The 20934-nt window shown below is 66.0% G+C and carries 13 protein-coding genes; 8 read left to right on the top strand and 5 right to left on the bottom strand.

What is annotated here, in order from left to right; translation table 11 throughout:
• Window positions 1-43: 43 nt before the first annotated feature.
• Window positions 44-1255: a winged helix-turn-helix domain-containing protein gene (locus tag FDK12_RS01890; RefSeq protein WP_137367958.1), complete on the top strand. Its 1212-nt coding sequence runs from the start codon at window positions 44-46 to the stop codon at window positions 1253-1255.
• A 119-nt stretch (window positions 1256-1374) separates the two neighbouring features.
• The gene (gene secA / locus FDK12_RS01895; protein WP_137367959.1) at window positions 1375-4083 is read left to right on the top strand and encodes a preprotein translocase subunit SecA; all 2709 of its coding nucleotides are present in this window, start codon (window positions 1375-1377) and stop codon (window positions 4081-4083) included.
• Here the strand turns inward: secA and FDK12_RS15155 are convergent, their stop codons facing one another.
• A complete protein-coding gene (locus tag FDK12_RS15155) occupies window positions 4084-4695 on the bottom strand; it encodes an Rv3235 family protein (RefSeq protein WP_223263024.1) in 612 nt (203 codons plus the stop codon).
• A gap of 200 nt (window positions 4696-4895) precedes the next feature.
• Window positions 4896-5696, bottom strand: a complete 801-nt coding sequence (locus FDK12_RS01905; RefSeq protein ID WP_137367960.1) for a LysM peptidoglycan-binding domain-containing protein — start codon at window positions 5694-5696, stop codon at window positions 4896-4898.
• Window positions 5697-5918: 222 nt separating this feature from the next.
• Between FDK12_RS01905 and FDK12_RS01910 the strand changes: the two genes are divergently transcribed.
• The gene (locus FDK12_RS01910; protein ID WP_137367961.1) at window positions 5919-6479 is read left to right on the top strand and encodes a hypothetical protein; all 561 of its coding nucleotides are present in this window, start codon (window positions 5919-5921) and stop codon (window positions 6477-6479) included.
• A 56-nt stretch (window positions 6480-6535) separates the two neighbouring features.
• Here the strand turns inward: FDK12_RS01910 and FDK12_RS01915 are convergent, their stop codons facing one another.
• Window positions 6536-6763, bottom strand: a complete 228-nt coding sequence (locus FDK12_RS01915; protein ID WP_104117073.1) for a helix-turn-helix domain-containing protein — start codon at window positions 6761-6763, stop codon at window positions 6536-6538.
• A gap of 183 nt (window positions 6764-6946) precedes the next feature.
• Here FDK12_RS01915 and FDK12_RS01920 point away from each other — a divergent pair, with 183 nt between their 5' ends.
• The 4 genes from FDK12_RS01920 to FDK12_RS01935 all read left to right on the top strand — a co-directional run bounded on the left by FDK12_RS01920 (window position 6947) and on the right by FDK12_RS01935 (window position 15425).
• Window positions 6947-7603: a hypothetical protein gene (locus tag FDK12_RS01920; RefSeq protein WP_223263025.1), complete on the top strand. Its 657-nt coding sequence runs from the start codon at window positions 6947-6949 to the stop codon at window positions 7601-7603.
• Entirely contained in the window at window positions 7600-8925 is a 1326-nt protein-coding gene (locus tag FDK12_RS01925; RefSeq protein WP_137367962.1) for a CpaE family protein, read from the top strand. Before FDK12_RS01920 ends, FDK12_RS01925 begins: the two co-directional genes overlap by 4 nt.
• Before the next feature lie 47 nt (window positions 8926-8972).
• A complete protein-coding gene (locus FDK12_RS01930) occupies window positions 8973-13811 on the top strand; it encodes an NAD-glutamate dehydrogenase (protein WP_137367963.1) in 4839 nt (1612 codons plus the stop codon).
• 135 nt (window positions 13812-13946) lie between these two features.
• Complete coding sequence (locus FDK12_RS01935; RefSeq protein ID WP_104117069.1) at window positions 13947-15425, top strand: sensor histidine kinase; 1479 nt, start codon at window positions 13947-13949, stop codon at window positions 15423-15425.
• Window positions 15426-15541: 116 nt separating this feature from the next.
• Here the strand turns inward: FDK12_RS01935 and FDK12_RS01940 are convergent, their stop codons facing one another.
• Entirely contained in the window at window positions 15542-15790 is a 249-nt protein-coding gene (locus tag FDK12_RS01940) for a WhiB family transcriptional regulator (RefSeq protein ID WP_055769355.1), read from the bottom strand.
• A gap of 240 nt (window positions 15791-16030) precedes the next feature.
• Between FDK12_RS01940 and FDK12_RS01945 the strand changes: the two genes are divergently transcribed.
• The gene (locus tag FDK12_RS01945) at window positions 16031-16453 is read left to right on the top strand and encodes a hypothetical protein (RefSeq protein ID WP_137367964.1); all 423 of its coding nucleotides are present in this window, start codon (window positions 16031-16033) and stop codon (window positions 16451-16453) included.
• Here FDK12_RS01945 and FDK12_RS01950 read toward each other — a convergent pair.
• Window positions 16428-20657: an FtsK/SpoIIIE domain-containing protein gene (locus FDK12_RS01950; RefSeq protein ID WP_137367965.1), complete on the bottom strand. Its 4230-nt coding sequence runs from the start codon at window positions 20655-20657 to the stop codon at window positions 16428-16430. The genes FDK12_RS01945 and FDK12_RS01950 overlap by 26 nt on opposite strands.
• Window positions 20658-20934: the final 277 nt, after the last annotated feature.

Genomic DNA, 20934 nt, shown 5'->3' on the forward strand with positions numbered 1-20934 from the left:
TGCCTCCGCACAGGGTGCGGAGGCAGTTCCGCGCAGGAGCGTCTTGCCGTCTTTCACCACCGCCCAGGCCAGGCGCATCGTCCTCGCCGCCCAAGGGTTGCACCGCCCCCGCCTCGCGGCGGCGAGTTCGCGCCGCGCCGTCAATGCCGCGGTGCAGCGGCTGCAGCTTCTCCAGATCGATTCGGTCAACGTCCTCGTCCGGTCCCACTACCTGCCCCTGTTCTCCCGACTCGGTTCCTATGATCGGGCGGATCTCAATGCGTTGTACTCGAAGGCGCCGCGCCGGTTGGTCGAGTACTGGGCGCACGAGGCGAGCCTTGTGCCTCCCGAGCTGTTCCCGCACCTGCGCGTGTGGCAGCGCCGCACCTGGATGGGTGCGTCGGGTGTTCCTGCAGAGCTGCGCGGACCGCTCGAGGCATCGATCCTGGAGCTCCTCGAGCGCGGCCGGCCCCTGACGGCGTCGAGCGTCCAGGCGATGCTCGGCGGTGGCGCCGAGCGCCCCGCCGAAGGGTGGGGCTGGCGGTGGACGGCCTCGAAGCGCATCCTCGAGGACCTCTTCGCCCGGGGTGAGGTAGGGTCGGCGGGCCGTACGGCCCAGTTCGAGCGGCTCTACGCGCCCATAGGCGACGTGCTGCCCGGCGCCGCCCTGGCCCTCGGCCACACGGACACGACGGAGGCTCTCGCCGTACTGGCCGAGCGCGCGGCGGGCGCCCTCGGCGTCGCACCCGCCCGATCCATTGCCGACTACTTCCGAACCCCGGTGCGCGAGACCAGGGCCGCGCTCGACGGCCTCGTCGCAGTCGGACGCCTGGAAACGGCGATCGTCGACGACGGGATCGAGCCCTGGTATCTGCATCCGTCGGCGGTGTTGCCGCGCAAAGCACGTGGCAGGGCCCTGCTGAGCCCGTTCGACTCGCTCGTCTTCGACCGGGACCGCCTGCACAGGCTCTTCGACGTCCACTACCGCATCGAGATCTACACCCCGGCAGAGCGGCGCATCCACGGCTACTACGTCCTTCCGTTCCTCCTCCGGGATTCGATCGTCGCGCGGGTGGACCTCAAGGCGGACCGCGCCGCCGGCCGACTCATCGTGCGGGCCAGCCACGCAGAACCCGGGGCGCCAGCAGATACCGCCGCCGAACTCGCGGACGAACTCCGGCTCCTCGCCGGCTGGCTCGGCCTGGCCGACGTCGTCGTCGAGGAGCGGGGAAACCTCGCGTCGGCGCTCGCTCCGGAGGTCGGCAGGCTAGTCTGAGCGGACACGGAGTTCCGCGTCGTTGCTCCTGTGCCGCAGGGAACCGAACGGGGGGCCCGAACGTCGACGTAGACTAGACACGCCATCTTTGGGCAGCATCAGATTGGGAGCAGATACCAGTGCCATCACTTCTTGAACGAGTACTTCGCACCGGCGATAAGAAGACACTGAAGCGACTCCGCAACTACGCCGACGCGATCAACGTCCTCGAGGACGAGTTCCGCGAGATGTCCGACGCAGAGCTGCGTGGCGAAACCGATCGGCTGAAGCAGCGCTACGCAGACGGCGCGACGCTCGACGAACTCCTCCCCGAAGCCTTCGCGGCCGTGCGCGAGGCGTCGAGCAGAACATTGGGCCTACGCCACTTCGACGTGCAGCTCATGGGCGGCGCGGCCCTTCACCTCGGAAACATCGCCGAGATGAAGACGGGTGAGGGAAAGACGCTCGTCGCGACAGCGCCCGCCTACCTGAATGCCCTGACCGGCAAGGGCGTCCATGTCGTGACCGTCAACGACTACCTGGCCGAATACCAGTCGGACCTCATGGGCCGCGTGTACCGCTTCCTCGGACTCACGAGCGGCTGCATCCTCTCGAAGCAGGATCCCGCGACGCGTCGCGAGCAGTACGCCGCAGACATCACCTATGGCACGAACAACGAGTTCGGCTTCGACTACCTGCGCGACAACATGGCGTGGAGCGCAGCCGAACTCGTCCAGCGCGGCCACAACTTCGCGATCGTCGACGAGGTCGATTCGATCCTCATCGACGAGGCCCGTACTCCGCTCATCATCAGCGGCCAGGCCTCTGGCGATGTCAATCGCTGGTACAACGAGTTCGCAAAGGTCGTGCAGAAGCTCTCTCCCGATAGCGACTACGAGGTGGACGAGAAGAAGCGCACCGTAGGCGTACTCGAGGACGGGATCGAGAAGGTCGAGGACTACCTCGGCATCCACAACCTCTATGAGTCCGCCAACACCCCGCTCATCGGCTTCCTTAACAATGCCATCAAGGCCAAGGAGCTGTTCAAGCGGGACAAGGACTACGTGGTACTCAACGGCGAGGTCATGATCGTCGACGAGCACACGGGGCGCATCCTCGCGGGCCGTCGATACAACGAGGGCATGCACCAGGCCATCGAGGCGAAGGAGGGTGTCGAGATCAAGGCCGAGAACCAGACTCTCGCCACCGTCACGCTGCAGAACTACTTCCGCCTGTACGGGAAGCTCTCGGGCATGACCGGTACCGCCGAGACGGAGGCCGCCGAGTTCATGTCGACCTACAAGCTCGGCGTCGTTCCCATCCCCACGAACAAGGAGATGGCCCGCCAGGACCTCTCCGACCTCATCTACAAGAACGAGGTCGCCAAATTCGACGCCGTCGTGAAGGATATCGTCGAGCGTCACGAGACGGGCCAGCCAGTCCTCGTCGGCACCACGAGCGTCGAGAAGAGCGAGTACCTGTCGAAGCAGCTGGCCAAGGCCGGGGTACGCCACGAGGTGCTGAACGCGAAGAACCATGCACGGGAAGCAGCGATCATCGCGCAGGCCGGACGCAAGGGCGCGGTCACCGTTGCAACGAACATGGCCGGTCGAGGTACCGACATCATGCTCGGAGGCAACGCGGAGTTCAACGCAGTCGCGGCACTGGAGAAGGCGGGTCTCGATCCGGCGGACAACCCCGAGGAGTACGAGGCCAGGTGGCCTGAAGCTCTCGAGGCGGCGAGGGAAGCCGTCAAGGCCGAGCAGGAGGAAGTCCGCGACCTCGGAGGCCTGTACGTACTCGGCACCGAGCGGCACGAATCGCGGCGCATCGACAACCAGCTGCGGGGGCGCTCCGGACGCCAGGGCGATCCCGGCCGATCGCGTTTCTACCTCTCGCTGACTGACGATCTGATGCGGCTGTTCAACTCAGGTGGCGCCGAGCGCATCATGAACAGTGCGACCATGCCCGACGACGTGGCGCTGGAATCGAAGCTGGTATCCAAGGCGATCGAGAACGCGCAGGGCCAGGTCGAAGGCCGGAACGCAGAGCAGCGCAAGAACGTGCTGAAGTACGACGACGTCCTCAACCGCCAGCGCGAGGCCATCTACGGCGATCGTCGCAGGATCCTCGAGGGCGGCGACCTCAAGGAGAAGGTGCAGTTCTTCCTAGAGGACGTCATCACCGCAATGGTCGACGAGGCCACGCAACAGGGCCACGGCGACGATTGGGACTACGAGCTCCTGTGGACGAATCTCAAGACGCTGTACCCGATCACGCTGACGGCAGACGAAGTGATCGAGGAGGCAGGCGGCAAGTCCAAGCTGACCAGGGACTTCCTGCACGATGAGATCTTGTCCGATGCCAAGCTTGCGTACCAGGCCCGAGAGGAGGCTCTCGGCGAGCAGACGATGCGCGAGCTGGAGCGCCGAGTGGTTCTCTCGGTCATCGGCAGGAAGTGGCAGGAGCACCTGTACGAGATGGACTACCTCAAGGAGGGCATCGGGCTTCGGGCCATGGCGCAACGGGACCCGCTCGTCGAGTACCAGCGGGAAGGCTTCATTCTGTTCCAGGCGATGATGGAGTCCATTCGTGAGGAGAGCATCGGCTACCTGTTCAATCTGGAGGTCGAGGTCTCGGCGCCGGCCCAGACGGGTCTTCCGGGTGTGACCGACGGGCGGGGGATCGTCCAGGCGCCCACCATCAAGGCGGCCGGACTCGACGCGCCCGCGAAGCCTGCCACGCTGAACTTCACGGCCCCGAACGCTCAGGGTGACGCAGAGGTGCATGTGGAGCGGGACAAGTCGCAGGCGGTACCGGCGACCGGCAGGAAAGCCAAGAAGAAGTAGTCAGCCGATCTCAAGGGCCGTCACACGCCATGCTCCGCGCCGTTGCTCGATACGAAGAGCGACGGCGCGGATGCGTTTCTGGTCGTAGGCGACGACCGATGCCTCGTAGACACCCGGGCTGACGGGGCACACGCGGGCGGAGCGGACGACGACGTGACGGTGTGCTGTCGTGCGGGGTTTCCCGCGCGGGAGCTCCGGTGCGTCGATGCAGCGCACGAGGTTGGCGCGGAGCTGAAGCCGCTCATAGTTCTCGGGATCCAGCCAACGCGCCATCTGTTGCAGCGGCCTCGTGCCGGCCAGGACTTCGAGTGCGCCTTGAGTGACCGACCGGGCTATGCCGGAGATGCGCAAGGAGCTCGCCTCGTCCGTCCTCGCCGAGGGAGCGCCACGGAGTTGCTCGGAGGCTGCCGGCGCCTGCTGTCCCAGCGCCTCGGTGGGACCCGTCGGCTCGTCGGTCACGCCGGAAAGGCCGGACCCGGAGCGAAGCGGGATGACCTGTGCAGGCTCGGAAGCCACCGCCCGTGCTGTCGGGGTAAGGACTGGGCGAGGGGCTCCGCTGACCTCGGCGAGACGGGCGGTTGCGTTGCGGCGAAGCTGGGTTACGGAGGACATGCGATTCCTTCCTGGTGCTGGATAGGTGCCGGAGGTGCTGAGGCGCTGAGGTGTTGGCTGGGTGCTGGGCGAGCGCTCGGGCAGCGCTCGGCCAGCGACTGAGAGGTGCGCGTCGGAGCGACGGATGGGCGCGAGGAGTCGTCTCCGCGCTGGTGCATGGTCGAAGGATGAGGAATCGGACCGCAGCCCGGGAACTCGGTTCAGTGGGTGGGCGCGCGTAGGAGCTGTCCCGGAACAAGGAGGGAGGCATCCTCACCGATCGTGCTGCGATTCGCCTGATACCAGGCGGGCCATGCTTCTGCCACGTCGGCTGCGGTAGCCAGTGGGCCCAGATGCTGTGCCGCGATGGACCACAGGGAATCGCCCGGGCCGACGACCACCTCCCGCACGTCCACGGTCTTCCTGGCCTCGGGCCGCACCAGGAGCCCGCCATCAGGCGGCACCGGGGCGGGCTCCCATGCCGGTGACACGTCGGGCGATACGTTCGGCGATTCGTTCGGCGCCTCGCTGTGCGTCTCGTCCGGCGACACAGGGTGGCTCGTCGGTGACTCTTGGCCCTCCGCACTCCCCGCCTCGGCGAGCCGTGGTGACCAATACGGAGAAGCGGGTGCGCCTGCAGTGGTTCCGCCCGCGCTTCCGGGCTGTACTGCAATAGATTCGTAAAATGCTCGCGGCGCAGCATGGCTCACGGTAGAGCTGGTGGCAGCAGCAGCAGCAGCAGCAGCAGCAGCAGCAGCGGAGGCGGCACCGGCGCCGGGCGTCTGAGGAGCCGCATTGGCCATCGCCGGCACCGCCAGCAGGTTGACGCCGAGCAGCGCTGCGGCCAGGCGGCGCATGACTGCAGGCGTCCACCCGCCGGTGAACCGGGCAGCGGTCAGCCGACCTCCTTGCTGGAGGCATCCGGCGACAAGGGCGGCGGCCAGGGCGAGAAGCCACAACACGGTCAAAACGACACCGACGATCGACAGAATCACGCCGAGGAGGTGGTCCAGTCCCCGCACGCCTCCGGACGTTTGCGTGTGAGTCAGAACATGGCCCGCCACCGTCATCACGATCCCGCAGGCCAGAACCAGACCCGCCTGTAGTGCATCCGAGCTTCTCATAGCGACTACCTCCTCTTTGAGTTAGTTTGATGCATTTTGACACCGTTTGTACATACCCGGCGGCCCCCTGTGCATTTGGATCGTGTTGACCTGTCCGCCTGCAGGTTCTACGTTGAGCAGGTGCGATGGGAATCCCTCTTCAACGATCTCGAATCGCAGTTGCGATCGATGTCTTCGGATGAAGAGGAGAGCGAGATCAGGGAACGGACGCGCTCGGAGCAGTCGCGCCTCACGCTCGTCCAGCGTCTTGACGGGCAGCGTGGAAATCCGCTCGGGGTGGTCACGAGAGGCGGCCGGTCACTCTTCGGCGCTCTGGCTCACGTCGGATCGCAGTGGATCGCGATGGGAGTCGAGAACCGTACGGTGATCGTTCCGCTGGCTTCCATCCAGGTGCTGCGGGGGCTGCGGCGCGAGGTGGGTCAACCGCTATCCGGAGTTCAGGCGAGGCTCGGCCTGGGGTCGGTCCTGCGGGAGCTGTCTCGTGACCGCGCACAGGTGTCGCTCTGGCTGGGACTCCCCGCGACTCGCTGTTCCGGGGTCGTGGATCGGGTCGGCGCCGACTTCCTGGAGCTCGGTTCGGTAGCAGCGGGCGATGAGCGACGCACGGGCAGCGTCCGGGAAGTACTGACTGTGCCGTTCGCTTCGATCGACACGGTCGACTCAGCAGTTCCGCTGGAGTGACCGAAGGCGTCCCCGTGATTGATCAGTGCCGGTCAGAGGTGCTTCATCGGTGCCGGTCAGAGGAGGGGAGTGCTCTCCGACTCGTTCCTCAGCGCGGAGGCAGTTCTCTCGTAGGCCTTGGCAATGTATTCCTCGAGCACCCGCGTCTCCACGCGCCACTGACCGCGACCACCGACCTGTATTGCGGGTAGCTCCCCGGACCGTACGAGCGCGTACGTCTGTGACGAGCTGATGTTCAGCACCTCTCCGACATCCGCGAGAGTGAGAAATCGCCGCTCGGCCACGGGTCCGCCCTTCCTGATCTGTGTTGCTCGAATCCAGTCTGCCACCCAGCCCGTCGTTTGCAGGTGATATCCACACTTTGTCCCGGTTTGTGGCCAGCCGGTTCCCTTAGTGCGAGCTGTGCATGAGAATTGCCGCGGGAGTGTTGCCCGCTCAGGGTGGCGCAGGTCTTATGGGGGACGACAGTGAGTTCGGATATGCGAGCGGCGCAGCCGCCAGGCGAGGCGCCGCGGCTGAGGAAGCCTTCGTGGAAGGATCCACGTCTCCTCATCGGCCTGCTGCTGGTGCTCGCTTCGACCGCAGGCACGATCGCGCTGCTGGAGAGTCAGAACACCACGACCGAGGTGTACTCCGCGCGCGCGGATATCGCCGTCGGGTCTGCCCTGTCTCCTGAGGACTTCACCCGCGTCCCCGTGCGCCTCGGCGATTCGGCGGATGCATACCTGCCGGTCTCAGGGGGTGTGCCCGCCGATGCGGTGGCAACGAGGTTGATCACGGAGGGTGAACTGATACCGGCGGCCGCCGTCGGAAGCGCCGACGGCCTCGACCGGAAACCGGTCGGCCTAACCGTCGACGATCCACTGCCCACGGGAACGACGGCAGGCGATCGCGTCGATGTCTGGGTTTCCCTGCGCGCCGATACCAACACCTTCGAGCAACCACGATTGCTCTTGGAGGCGGCCGAGGTCGCTGAACTGACGGTAGGGGAATCCGCACTCGGAGCGAGTGACTCGACGTTGGTACAGGTCCTCGTCGATGATGACGCGATGCCCGAGCTGCTCAATGCTCTTTCGAATGACGCCCACATAGCCGTCGTGCTGAACCCGGGTGCAGGTTCGTGAGCATTCCCGTGATCACCCTCGGAGCGGTGGCGAGTGCCTACGTGCCAGGCCTCGAGCAACTTCGTGGGCCGGTGACTGTCGTGCGCAGGTGTGAGCAGTTGCCGGAGCTGGTCGCCGCCTGCCAGACGGGTATTGCCCGCGCCGCGATCGTCGATCCTGACGCCGAGATCTCGGCGTCCATGGTGGACAGGCTCCGATTCGCGGGCGTCGTGGTGGTTGCACTGGCCGACAGCGATTCCGGGGGGCGCACGGCCGGCATTGTCGGGATCGAGTACGTAGAGTCGTCGATCGAGCCTGCGGGACTGGCGGAGGCAGTTTCACGCGCGGTTGAACGGTTCGACTCCATGGCTGCCCACGAGCGCGGCTCCCTGGCCTATGCGGATCCTATGGTCCTGCCTGAGCCTGCCGTTCCAGCACCGGCTCAGAGCAGTCAGGATCCAGGAAAAGGGCGCATCACCGCGGTGTGGGGACCGGTCGGCGCGCCAGGCCGCACTACCGTGGCCGTCAACATCGCCGCGGAACTGGCGGCAGCGGGAGCATCCGTCCTGCTCGTCGACGCTGACACCTACGGAGCGAGCATCGGTGCTTCGCTCGGACTCCTGGACGAATCGGCTGGGCTTGCACATGCCTGCCGTCTCGCTGACCAGGGTGAATTCGGATTTGAGGCACTGGAGCGGGTAGCGGTGAGCGTCGCGCTGAAGGGCGGGCGGCTCCGTGTGCTCACCGGCATCACGAGGGCGGACCGCTGGCCGGAACTGCGACCGGCTGCGCTCCGCCAGGTACTGGCTGCCGCTCGTTCCCTCGCCGAGGTCATTATCGTGGACTGTGGCTTCTGCCTCGAAGCCGATGAGGAACTGAGTTTCGACACCCTTGCGCCGCGCCGCAATGGTGCCACGCTGACGTGCCTGGAGGCAGCAGACTCCGTCATCGCTGTGGGCGGGGCGGACGCTATCGGTGTGCCGCGTATGGTCAAGGCACTCAGCGCTCTTTCCGACGCCATCCCCACAGCCGCGGCGCGCGTTGTGTTCAACAAGGTGCGGGCCGCTGCTGTCGGTCGCTCGCCCGAGGCCCAGCTACGCGAGGCATGGGAGCGTTTCGGCCCCACGGCGGGCATCGCCGCCTTCCTGCCCGCTGACTTCGCTGCCGCCGATCAGGCCCTCCTGGCGGGTAGCGCCCTACTTGAGACAGCGCCTGCTTCCCCACTTCGACTCGCCATCGCCGAGCTCGCCGAGGTACCCGGCGGCGAACGGCGTCGTCGTGCCCCTGTGGTGCGCCTGCGCAACGTGAAGTTTTCAGGCAACAAGGCTAGGCTTCCACGGTAAGAGGTCGCAATGGAGCGGCCTTTCATTTCGTTACGGAGGCCCTCCCCATGTCGTCTCGATCCAGGACAACGGATCAGTCAAGCTCGGACACTTCACGGGAGGATTTCGTAGAGCACTACTTCGAGCACCTCGCCCGCGAGGATGCCCTGGGGTATCTCCGGACGGACCTGCGCCAGCGGGCGTTCGCTCACCGCGACCTGGCGGAAGCGCGTGAACCGGGGACAGCGGTGGTCGGAATCATGGACCAGGGTGCGTCGAGCGTGGTCATGATCGTCACGGATGACATGCCCTTCCTCGTCGATTCCGTGACTGCTGAGCTGGTGCGCCAGAACGCCGCGATCCAGCTGGTGGTCCATCCGACGTTCCTGGCGTTGCGTGAGGACGAGTCCCACGCCCTCGCAGCCCTCAAGCGAGTGCCGTCGACGGCCGGCGCCTCCAGTGGAGACACCGCGGCGCTGCCCGACATCGGTGCTCTCGTCGGTCAGACGGGTCGCACTGCGCATATCGAGTCCTGGATCTCGGTCGAGATCACGCGCCTCCCGGACAGCCAGGCGAAGCAGTCGGTCATCGACGGTCTCCAGCGGGTGCTGCGTGACGTCCGTTCGGCGGTCGAGGACTGGCCGGCCATGCGGGACACGGTTCGTTCCATCGAGGCTTCCCTCGGGTCCATCGCCGGTGCCGAGGACATTCCCGACCTGTGGCAGGCGCAGGAACTCCTGCAGTGGCTCGACAACGGCAACTTCACCTTCCTGGGGTACAAGGAATACGACCTCGTGACGGATGAGCACGGTGGTGATGCCCTCCTCGTGCGCGAAGGCAGCGGCCTCGGTCTGCTGAGGCACGGCAGCGGTGGAGGTCACCTGCAGCAGCTCACAGCAGCGGGGCGGGCGAAGGCCCGCGAGCGTCGCGTCCTCGTCATCACGAAGGCGAACTCCCGCTCGACCGTGCACCGCGCCGCCTACCTCGACTACATCGGCGTCAAGACGTTCGACGCCCAGGGGAATGTCAGTGGCGAGCGCCGCTTCATCGGACTCTTCGCGACGAGTGCCTACACGGGTTCTGTCCGCAACGTGCCCCTGGTACGGGACAAGGTCACAGAGGTGCTGCGCCGCTGCGGGTTCCCCTCCGACTCGCACTCCGGGAAAGACCTGTTGTCCATCCTCGAGACCTACCCGCGTGACGAACTGTTCCAGATCGAGGTCTCCGATCTCGTGACCACGGCGCTCGGAATCCTCAGGCTGCAGGAGCGACGACGCACCCGGCTGTTCCTGCGTCCCGACGTCTACGGACGTTTCATGTCCGCTCTCGTCTACCTGCCGCGCGACCGATACACGACGAGCGTGCGGCTGCGTATCGAGGAGGAGTTGCGGACGGCGCTGAACGCCGATTCGATCGACTTCGAGGCGCGGATGAGCGAGTCGGCCCTCGCGCGACTGTTCTTCCGCATCAGGCTTCAGAAAGGCGCGGAAATCCCTGCCGTAGATGCGGTGCAGCTCGAAGAACGCCTGGTGCGCGCGGCGCGCTCGTGGTCAGAGGGCATCGTGGAAGTCGCGCAACAGAGGTTCGAGCAGGATACGGCACAGCGCCTGGCCAGGCTCTGGGCCGAGTCCTTTCCTCCCAGCTACCGCGTCGACTACGAGGTCGAGGATGCCCTGGAGGACATCGCCCGGTTCGAACAGCTCGCCGCGGCGGGTGCAGGAGTGCCGCAGCTGCACGTCTACGTGCCTGAGCGGAAGGAAGCGGATGGTGCGGAGGACGCCCGCCTCAAGCTCTACCTGACCGGGGCGAAGAGCCTCACGCAGATCCTTCCGTACTTCCACAATCTGGGGCTCGAGGTGCTCGACGAGCGGCCTTTCGAGATCACGCGTGCCGACGATCGTTCCTTCTTCCTGTACGACCTGGGCCTGAAGTACCCGAAAGGGATCGAGCCCCTCGCGACGGCGTCGCTGCTGCAGGATGCCTTCCGGGCCGCAGTCGTCGGTAACAGTGAATCGGATCCATTCGACCGGCTCGTCCTGCGGGAGGAGCTCGGCTGGCGCCAGGTGCTGATTCTTCGTGCCTACGCCAAGTACATGCGACAGATGGGGAACACGAATTCCTACGGCTTTGTCGCGGACACCCTGCTGAGGAACCCCGCGGTCAGCCGTGCGCTCGTCGCGCTCTTCTCGGCGCGATTCGACCCGGACCTCGAGGGCGACCGCGCAGAGGCCTCGGCAGCGGCCCGTACTGCGCTCGACGAGGGACTCGAGGGAGTACCGACCCTCGACGCCGACCGGGTGCTGCGCACGTTCGCCAACCTCATCGAGGCGACACTTCGGACGAACTACTTCCAGGACAAGCGCCACGTCAGCTTCAAGTTCGACACGTCGCGCATCGACGGCGCACCCTTTCCCCGCCCGAAGTTCGAGATCTGGGTGTATTCGCCCCAGATCGAGGGTGTCCACCTCCGCTTCGGCAAGGTCGCGCGCGGGGGATTGCGTTGGTCGGACCGGCGGGAGGACTTCCGTACGGAGATACTGGGTCTGGTGAAGGCGCAGACCGTGAAGAACGCCGTGATCGTGCCGACCGGAGCAAAAGGCGGCTTTTTCGCAAAAAAGCTCCCGGACCCGGCCGTCGACCGCCAGGCATGGCTCACCGAGGGGCAGGCCAGTTACCGGACCTTCATCCGGGGTCTACTCGATATCACGGACAATGTCACCACGAACGGCACCACCGAGTCGGTGGTGCCGCCAGACCGCGTCGTCCGGCACGACGACGACGACACCTACCTGGTCGTGGCCGCGGACAAGGGAACGGCGTCATTCTCCGATATCGCCAATGAGCTCTCCGCCGAGTACGGCTTCTGGCTCGGGGATGCCTTCGCCTCCGGTGGGTCCGTGGGCTACGACCACAAGGCCATGGGAATCACCGCTCGGGGTGCATGGGAGTCCGTCAAGCGGCATTTCAGCGAGTTCAACGTCGACACGCAGACCGATGACTTCACCGTCGTCGGTGTCGGTGACATGAGCGGCGACGTCTTCGGGAACGGCATGCTGCTGGCTGAGCACATCCGCCTGCTGGCGGCTTTCGACCACCGACACATCTTCCTCGATCCGAACCCCGACGCAGCGACGTCGTTCGCAGAGCGGCGGCGCCTCTTCGAGCTGCCGAGGTCCAGCTGGGAGGATTACGACAGCTCGCTCATCAGCAAGGGCGGCGGGGTATACCCACGGCAGGCGAAGTCCATCCCGGTATCGCCCGAAGTGCGCGAGGCACTCGGTCTCGAGGCCGACGTCACCAAGCTGAGTCCGCCGGAGATGCTTCGGGCCATTCTGCGCGCGCCGGCAGACCTGCTCTACAACGGTGGCATCGGCACGTATGTCAAGGCTACGGCCGAGTCGAACGCCGAAGTCGGAGACCGTGCGAACGATTCCATCCGCGTGAACGGGAACGAACTGCGCGCGCGTGTCGTCGGCGAGGGCGGCAACCTCGGAATGACGCAGCGGGGCCGCGTCGAGGCTGCCCTGTCCGGGGTCATTCTCAACACCGACGCGATCGACAACAGCGCCGGTGTGGACTGCTCGGACCACGAGGTGAACATCAAGATCTTCGTCGACCGGATGGTCCGGGCAGGGCGGCTGCAGCCCGAGGAACGGTCCGAGTTCCTGCACTCGATGACCGACGAGGTCGGACGCCTCGTGCTGCAGGACAACATCGATCAGAACGTGCTCCTGCTCAACGACCGCCAGAGAGTGGTCGAGTGGAGTCCCAGCTACGAGCGGATGATGGACTGGCTGGAGAAGAAGGGTGACCTCGACCGGAACCTCGAGGCGCTGCCCACGACCGCCGAGCTACGGCGAAGGATCGATGCCGGACAGGGACTCACATCGCCGGAACTGTCGGTGCTCGCGGCCTACGCGAAGATCGAGCTGACCCGGGTCCTGTCCGCCAGCAGCCTCGCGGACGATCCGTACTTCAGTGGGACCCTCCGCCGTTACTTTCCGCAGCAGCTCGTCGAGCGGTTCGATGACCTGCTCGACACGCATCCTCTGAGGCGGGAGATCATATCGACCGTCATCGCCAACGACATCATCAACCTCGGGGGTATCACGTTCGCCTTCAGGGTCATGGAGGAGACCTCGGTTCCCGAGCCCGTCGTCGCGCGTGCCTTCGTGGCACTGCGGGAGATCTACTCGCTGGACGAGACCGTCGAGACCCTCGCTGCGCTTCCGGCCGGTTTCCCGACCGATCGCTGGACGACGGTCCACCTGGATCTGCGTCGGCTCCTGGATCGGGCAGTCCGCTGGTTCGTGCATCACGTCGAGCCGGGGACATCGGTCGATGAGGACATCGCCGCTTTCAAGCCGCTCGTCGCCCCCTTCCGGGCTCGTCTGTCCGAGTACCTGCGCGGCTGCGACCTCGAGCGTGCCCAGGATGCGATGGAGACAGCGAAGGCCTGGCAGCTTCCGGAGGAGCTCGGCAGGCACTGGGCCGAGCAGTTCGAGTCCTTCGCCCTGCTCGATATCGCGTACAGCACTCGCAGGGTGGACGAGCCGGTCGAGAACATCGCGAAGGTGTACTACGCGGTGTACGACAGGTTCGAGGTGGACAACCTGCTCGAGCGGATCACCAAGCTCCCGAGAACGGATCGCTGGCAGGCGCTGGCGCGGGCGGCCCTGCGTGATGATCTCTACTCCACGGTGGCCGACATCACGGTGGCGGTCATGCGTGCCTCCCGCGAGCTGAAGGACCGTGACGCCGGCGCGCGACTGCTGGCATGGCAGGAGCAGAACGCGGACCAGCTGCAACGGGCCAGCAACATGTTCGCCGAGGTGAATCAACTGGAGCAGGACGACATCTCCTCCCTGTCGGTGGCACTGCGGCTCCTGCGGTCCATCGTGCGGTAGCGCCGGGCCGCTGCTGTCTCCCGACCCAGGGGCGAGGGTGACAGACTGGACCTGGTGGCATTGCGCCCGTGGTCCGGTCTGTCCGGAGCGTGCATGCCATGCCGACGAGTCGCTGCCGAGCTACAGAGAGATTTCATGGCTATCTTCACTGATCCCATCCGCGAGTACGCCGGGTTCGAACCCGGCGACGCCGAGTGGCTCCACCTTCTGGTGGGGGACTGGCAGATGGTGGCGGACCTGGCCTTCGCTGACCTTGCGCTGTGGTTCCCGCTGGATGGTGGTGGCTATGTGGCGCTCGCCCATGCCCGGCCGTCGACGTCGCACACCGTGTTCCATAGCGACTTCGTCGGAGAACGTATCCGCGCGGACCTGCAGCCACTCGTCGATCTCGCATGGGCCTCCCAGAAGATCGAGCGGTCCGGTGAGACGAACTGGACCACTGAGATGGCGATGCGCGTCGAGGCGGTACCCATGGTGCGTAACGGGCGGACTCTCGCCGTCGTGACGACGCATATGGACCTTTCGAGTTCACGAATGCCGTCCCGGTTGGAGTTGACCTACCGGCAGTGTGCCTACGATCTTCTGCGCATGGGGACGCTGGGACTGTGGCCGGACTTCGCGACGCCGACGGGCTCCCGCAGGGGGGCTCCTCGTGTAGGAGACGGCTTGATCCGCCTGGATGTCGACGGGATCGTGCAGTATGCGAGCCCGAACGGTGTGTCGGCCTTCCGGCGGCTCGGAGACGTCGAAACCCTCGAAGGGCGTCCGCTGGCCGAGATCACGACGGCACTCCTGAAGGATCGACGGATGGTCGATGAGACACTGCCACTGGTCGTCACGGGACGCATGCCCTGGCGCACCGAAATCGGATCGCGGGGCGTCAGCCTCTCGCTGCGGGCCATCCCCCTGCGCGATGAGAAGGAACGGTTCGGCGCGCTCGTGCTCTGCAGGGACGTGTCCGAACTCCGGCGTCGCGAGATGGAGCTCGTTTCGAAGGACGCGACCATCCGTGAGATCCACCATCGGGTGAAGAACAACTTGCAGACAGTGGCCGCACTGCTCCGGATGCAATCGCGCAGGATGGTCAGCGAGGAAGGCAAGCTCGGGCTGGAGCAGGCGATGCGCCGGGTGTCCACCATCGCACTGGTGCATGAGACGCTCTCGCAGGGCCTCGCGCAGAGCGTCGACTTCGATGAACTGATCTCTCGACAGTTCCGGTTGTCCGCGGAAGTGGCGTCGCCCGCACAAGCCGTGCGCACGGAGCGCAGTGGAGACTTCGGGGAGTTGCCGAGCGATCTTGCGACTCCATTGGCCCTGGTGATCAACGAGCTGGTGACGAACGCCGTCGAGCACGGATTGTCGGGCAGAACCGGAACAGTCTGGTTGATGGCCAACCGGCGGACGGAGGCCGACGGCGAGGAGATACTCCGTGTCACGATTGCTGACGACGGGGTCGGGCTACCTGCCGGAGGTCACGCCGAAGGCCTCGGTCTGCAGATCGTCCGGACCCTGGTGACGAGCGAACTCGGGGGAACGATCGAGTGGAGCACCCGGCCGGGCGGCGGCACGTCGGTCACGCTCGAGCTTGGTTTGCATGTGAACCAGTCGAGCTGAGCGGGGCCCGGACAGGGGCCGAACGACGAAGGGCCGCCCATGGGCGGCCCTTCGTCATTGCGCCGGAACTGGGATCCGACCTCTCGATGCGTGCCTGGTGTCTGTACCGGCCTTCGTCAGGAAGCGCGGCGGGCCCTTGCAGCCCGGCGCTTGAGCGCGCGGCGCTCATCCTCACTCAGTCCGCCCCATACTCCAGCGTCCTGTCCGGATTCGATGGCCCACTGCAGACAGGTATCCTGCACCTGGCAGCGACGGCACACGCTCTTGGCCTCTTCGATCTGAAGAAGCGCCGGCCCGGTGTTGCCGACCGGAAAGAACAGCTCCGGGTCCTTGTCCAGACAGGCTGCGCGACTACGCCAATCCATGGTGATCACATTCTCCTCTAGCCTCGCTTCTCGTGATTTGTGAAAACATTCACGAGGGGGCTCATAGTAAAGGGGCCGACTTCGGCCCCCGGGTTTGCACTGCATTTAAGGCTGTCACGTTACCAACCGGTAAACAAGGGTTTTACAGCTTCAATTGGCCCTGTGGATGAGGGGTTTGTCACAGCAACGCACCAGCCCACGTGTCGGGGCCCGGCAGGAGTGGTCCGGTAGGGTTCGAGGGTGGCTGCGAATCCAGTGCCAGATGGCACGAGCCGACCGCTCGGCGTTCTCCTGATCAGCGTCGTCCTGATACTCGAGGCGGTCGCGCTGGTCGTCACCGCCGTGGGCTTCGCCATCACGATCTTCGGCGTGGATCCCGTCTCCGTCGGAGGTTCGGTCTTCATGGCGGTTCTGCTGCTGCTGGTCGCGTCGGCCCTGGTCGTGATGGCGAGGAAGCTTGCCGTGGGCTTTCGGTGGCCGCGCTCGCCGTCCCTCGTCGTCCAGCTGTTTCTGGTGATCCTCGCGTTCCCCTATTTCACAGCCGGCGATCCGCTGATCGGCGTGTTGCTGATAGTCCCCGCCGCGGGCGTCATCGTGCTCCTGTTCTCGAAACCGGTCGTGGACTTCACGGTGCGGACTACAGGGAGCGCAAGAACGCTGTAGCGCTGGGTGCCCCGGGTCGATGGATTCCGGGTCCTGCCTCCCCATTGCCCGTCGCACGCGCTATCTGGACTTCTAAAACCCCCGCCGGTGCGCACGCATATCCGCGTCCCTGGATGGTTGTTCCGTCCTGATCGAGCCGTACCCCGAAGATGTCGCCGTCCGAGGGCGACTTCGGTGAAAGGACGAACCCGCGGCCGGAGCTGCGGGACTGCAGGGAAAGCGGTACGCGCGTCATGAGCGTGGGACCGGGTACGGCCGACAGGGCGGCAGCGGCGCCCCGGGCTACGAATTTCGACAGTATCTGCTGGACGTCACCGGGAAGATCGTCCGCATCGTCGACGACAAGGATGCATCGATCAAGGGTGCTCGTCGCGGCGTACTGCTCGGCGAGTCGCCGCCAGTACTCTGCGATGCCGGAACCGGCAGCGGTGGGCGGTGGCGCCAGGACATCGCGCCTCTTGAGAACCTGTGCAGCCTCGGCGATCACGCGGAGGGCGTTGCTGCGCCCCGACGAACGATGGCCCAGTACGAGATAGGTCTCACCCGCGCGGAGCGGGATGGTGTAGGGGCGCAGATCGTCGCCCTGCACGCCCAGCACGACATCGTCTCCTGCCGGTGCACCCGTCATGGCTGGAAGGAGCCGGGTGATTGGAACGGAATGCGGAAGGGGATGTACGGGGAAGGGCAAGCGGGCCGGAATGCGTTCCGGGGCTTCGGCCGAGGCCGCTTCCAGCACCAATTGGCACACTCCGTCCCCCGAGCTCCCCGTAATGCGGCCCTGCGCGAAGCCCCGCCCGGCGACTGCATCCAGACTCGGGATCTTCGGCCAGGTCATGATGGTCTCCTGATGCGCACCGAGGGGCAGATAGATTCGATTCGGCATCAGCGGAAAGAATCGTGCCGTCGTCAGTTCCCGGTCTCCCGTGATCACGACGCTGACGCCGCGGCGGGCGCCGTCACGGACGAGTGAGTAGAGGTCCTCCTCCGCTCTCGAGGAGCGCAGGTTCCGGAATTGGCTCACCCATCGCCCCCACCCCGAGATGGCCAGAACGATCTGCGGTGCATCTCGCGTCGACACGGAAGGCAGTGCAGTGAGTCGTTCCAGCACGCGCCCCGCCCTCTTCGTCTCGTGCGACGCAACATATGCACCGAGGTGCGCGCCGAGCGGAACGCGCTCCAGGCTCCCGTCTCCGTCGAGTAGATACAGATGAACCTCCGGGTCGGCCACAGGCAGCGTGGAGATGACGGACGCAAGGGATGCCCCGCTACCGCACCCCGGAAGGCCGACCAGCGCGAGATGGGAGTGGTCCTGGGGACGCCATTGCAGCAGACGCTGTTCCTGGTGCTCCGGGTAATCGGCAACGCCCAGGGCGACGGCATGGGTACCAGCACCGGCCGAACGACGCACGGCCGATGGCACAGGCGGCTCCGGGTCCGCAGGCAGGAAGGCGCGACATGCCGCCGACGGGAGCACCGCGGCCAGCGGCGGAAGGACGGGAACGAAAGGATCACTGGAGTCAACACCATCAGCTGCACCACGCAGCGCGGCTGTCGCTCGTTGCAGGACGCTCTGCGCGACCCGCTCACGTCCCGTCGCGGCCTCGTCGGTTGATCCAGATCGTTCTCTGCTCAAGGATGCAGCGGCAGGGAGGCCGCTGTCGGGGGAGACCGGCGTGCGATTGGCCGTGACCGTGCTGGAACGAGTGGGTGTGTACGGCTCCGGACTGGGGGTGTGCGGGTCACCTTCGACAGCAAGGGCGGGATCGTCTCCGAGGTACGTGGTGATGTCCTGCCACCCACGGGTAGTGCGTGGCGGAGGCAGCTCGCTGCAGGACGCAACCTGGAAGGCGACAGGTGCCTCCGCCCCGCGTCGTAGGAACGCCCTGCCGGGGAGGTCGATCGGTATGTCTGCTGCCAACCCGGATCCGAGCAGGTCCTGCGATTCCATCGCGGTCTGAACCCTCAGGAGGATCGACGAGGTGATGTTCGCTCTCATGTCCGGTGTCACCGCGCCCTGCGGCCTTTGGGTCGCGAGCACCAGATGGACGCCCAGGGAGCGACCCAGTGCGGCGATCTTCATGAGGTCGGGCACCGCGGACGGAACCTCGTCGCCCAGCATCCTGAATTCGTCGATGACGACGACGAGGCGTGGTGGACATGACGAGGGCGCCACGCGGCGCAGTTCGACGACGTCGTGCGCGCCGTGCTCCGCGCAGAGGTGCTCGCGCCGGCGAAGCTCCGCGCGCAGGGACACGAGCGCTCGTGCAGTCGACTCGGACGAGAGGTCGCTGAGGTTACCGACGCAGTGGGGAAGACCGGCGAGCACGCCGAGGCCGGAGCCGCCTTTGTAGTCGATCAGGAGCAGCGCCAGATGCTCGGGTGGTTGATCCATGGCGAGTCCGAGCACCAGGGTCCGAAGGAACTCGGATTTACCGGACCCCGTCGTGCCGGCGACCAGCAGATGGGGACCGTCGTCCACGAGATCTATGAAGACGTGGCCGGTTCCCGAGTCACCCACGAGCGCCGAGGGGTGGTCCGGGTCGGACGATGCCCATCGGGCGGACACGGATTCGGTGAGGCTGTCGGGCGCCAGTTCTACCGACCACACGGAGGCGGACGACGGCGGTGCGTCCTCGCTGAAAGGCGAAGGGTTGGCGCGGTCGGGGGCCCCGCCGCGGGCTCCGGCCCGGGCCAGCGCTCTCACCGTGCGGTCGAACGTTCCATCGGCCACTCCATCGGGAGTGACCTCGAACTCCTGCCCGGCGATGCGCGCCCGGGCACTGTTGTCGGCGTGGACGACCATTCCTGCCCCAGCCGTCGTGGCGATCATCGGACCGGATCCGGCAGGTGTCCTGCGGCCGGTGGAGATCCTGATCACGAGAACGCCCGCCGTGTCACTCAGATCCGGCAAGCCGTCGGAGAACTGGAAGACCACGGTGACTCCCGATCGCGTGAGGATCGAGGTGAGGATCCGTGCATCCATCGTGAGGCGGACATTGGGGAGGAACCGGGCCTGGAGCGGAACCTCGTGAGCATGCCCCCAGAGAACCACCAGTGGCGTGTCGATGTATGGCTGGGACACCTGGAGCAGGAGCGCCCGAACGAGGCTCCGCGCCGCGCCGTCCTCGCCTGTGATCATGAAGCTGCGCTCGCTGGTTCCCTCGCCTCTTGCATGGCAAACAAGGACGAGTGGCACATCGAGGAGCAGTGGAGGAACAAAGGGCTCGTCACTCCTTTGGGCGGTCATGTTGGCGGGCTGATCGGCCGTGCCCAGCCTGAGCAGGACCCTGTCCGGGGAGGTCCTGCCGCGTGTGGGGCGTGGCGCCACGGCGGGCCGCGCCCGGAGAGCATCGAGGGCGATGTGGCCGGGATCGGGGACGCCGTGCACTCGGCGGCTCCTATCCTGGACGGCGGTCCTAGCCACAGCGCTGGTGAAGGTGTGGGCATTGCGCCGGTAGGTGACGAGGGGCACGAGGCCGGTCACCGCCGACAAGGCACTGAAGGCGAGGAAGAACCACATGCCAGTGGTGAGCGCGAGCGCGACGCCGAGTACGAGTGGCAGCAGGGCCGTGAGTATGAGGATCCGGGATGGCTTTCGGGGCACTGCTTGGTCTACGGAGAGTGCCTCGAGCAGTTCCGCGTGAGCGGTGTCGTCCCAGGCGCCGTCGTCGAGCAGTTCGATGCGGCATCGGCTCGCCCCCAGCCGAACTGCCGTGGAGACGGTGATGGCTGCTGTACTGATGCTCTCACCGTCCACGAACGTTCCGTTCGCGGACTGGAGATCCTCGAGCAGAATCGCATCCTCGGTCACCGTGAGGCGCGCATGGCTTCGGGAAAGCGCGGAATCGGACACCACGATGTCGCTGGCGGCGCGCCCGATGGTGTAGGTGCCTCTGGCCAGGGGAAACACCTGACCGGCGTCCGGACCCGAATGAACGACGAACAGGAGGTGGGGCATCCGAGGGGCGGTCTCAGGCTGCTGGTGCTTCCCGGAAACGATGATTGCACCGTCGCACAGCGCGCCGCCGAAAGGAACCAACTCGGCAAGCGGGAGGCCGTCGACGGTGAAGGGGTGAATGTACCCGTCAGCTTCCAGTTGACGAGTGAGTGCCTCGCCGGTGGTCAGAACGTCGGTGTCTACGACGATCTCCCGAGTGGGGAAAGCCGACGGGGGAGCGCTCGCGAGCGTGACGTGCAGTTCCATCGGAGCCTCCTGGTTCGACGACTGCTTCCGAGGCTAGGGGTGCAGCGACGCACGGAGAGGTGTGGCACGCTCCTTGTGGATAACGCCGCCGCCGTCACCCGGAGAGAGTCGTCACACCTGACGGTGAAGTGAGCCCACGTTCCCGACATCCGGCAGTCACCACGCCGGCAACAGTGCGGGTGCGGAACGACGTGAGGGCTCGCGGCGGTGCGGTCGACGAGTGACTTCATCGGCCTCCTTCCGCGGCGGTGGAGGGGCTACACCTGAGGTCGGGTAG

The organism is Arthrobacter sp. NamB2, from assembly GCF_005281365.1.
Taxonomy (GTDB): domain Bacteria; phylum Actinomycetota; class Actinomycetes; order Actinomycetales; family Micrococcaceae; genus Arthrobacter_D.